This is a genomic window from Acinetobacter sp. YH12156 (genome assembly GCF_013418235.1).
Classification (GTDB): domain Bacteria; phylum Pseudomonadota; class Gammaproteobacteria; order Pseudomonadales; family Moraxellaceae; genus Acinetobacter; species Acinetobacter pseudolwoffii.
This window is the reverse complement of record NZ_VPCL01000041.1, coordinates 1-1,025: the sequence shown is the minus strand read 5'-3', so window position 1 is coordinate 1,025 and position 1,025 is coordinate 1. Positions and strand designations below refer to the sequence as shown.

Here is a 1,025-nt window from a genome sequence, read left to right as displayed (position 1 = left end):
GTTTTTGATAACTGGTCTAAATAATTTCTTCTGCCAACGATATACATTTTCAAAGATCCGCTCAAACTGGTTCTTTTGTATCTCAACGTAGGCCATCAAGGCTGAAAAAATATGATTCAAAATCAGTTTAGATCGTCTTACTTGAAACTTTTCAATATGACAAACCTGTTTAATCACCCGGTGATATTGCTCTATTTTCCAATGACTTGAATGTAATTCATGAAAACCCTCAAAGGACAATAAATCATCTTCATCTTGATGCACAATATAAAACCTCTGCTGTTCTTTTAACTGAGTCTTAAATAATTGTACAAAGCCAAAATCTTTGAGCCAGACCACTTGACCCTGATGGAAATCTGGCAATAAACGCAGTTGAAACCATTGTCCTTTTTCTGGGGAAACCTTACGGTTACAGTCGATACCAAACATAAATCGAATACCATATTTTCTTATGGTTTTTAGATTTCCAGTCGATGAATACCAACTATCACCTGTAATAAATTGAATCTTTGCACCCCAACTGAGTACTTCACTTAACATATCTATAAAGTAATCATTCTTGGTTTTACTTTCAGATTTGTCATAAATTCGGAAATTAATTGGAATATTTTGACCATTTTGATCTGTCGCATACAAGGTAATGAGATTAATACCCTTGACGGATCGGTGGTGTTTGCCTGACCAAAAATAGCTAACCAAGTCCATATGTTGACTATATGGTTTATCTAAAACAGTATCATCAATACTGACTATAAGTTTATTATTATCAATATGTTGAATTGATTCTTGATATAGGTCGTGAGGTGTGTAGTCTTCACGCTCTAGAAAGCGATTTACACTATCATGCGAGATATTATAAGTCTCGGCAAGTTGTGTGCAGCTAATAGAGTTCGGTTCTGTCATGAGAAAGCCCATATAAATGGGTAATGTACAAGTTGCTGTAGAAGCATGTTTAATTCGTCTGATCACAGATACTTTATAAAGTATTTTAATACTTTTTTGAATCCGTCAATGCGTAAGTCCTA

General features: G+C 34.3%; 1 protein-coding gene. It reads right to left on the bottom strand.

Annotated elements, in window-relative coordinates; all coding sequences use genetic code 11:
* On the bottom strand, positions 1 to 969 hold a 969-nt coding region (locus FTU87_RS14980), incomplete at its 3' end, for a transposase (protein ID WP_180097752.1).
* Positions 970 to 1,025 lie beyond the last annotated feature (56 nt).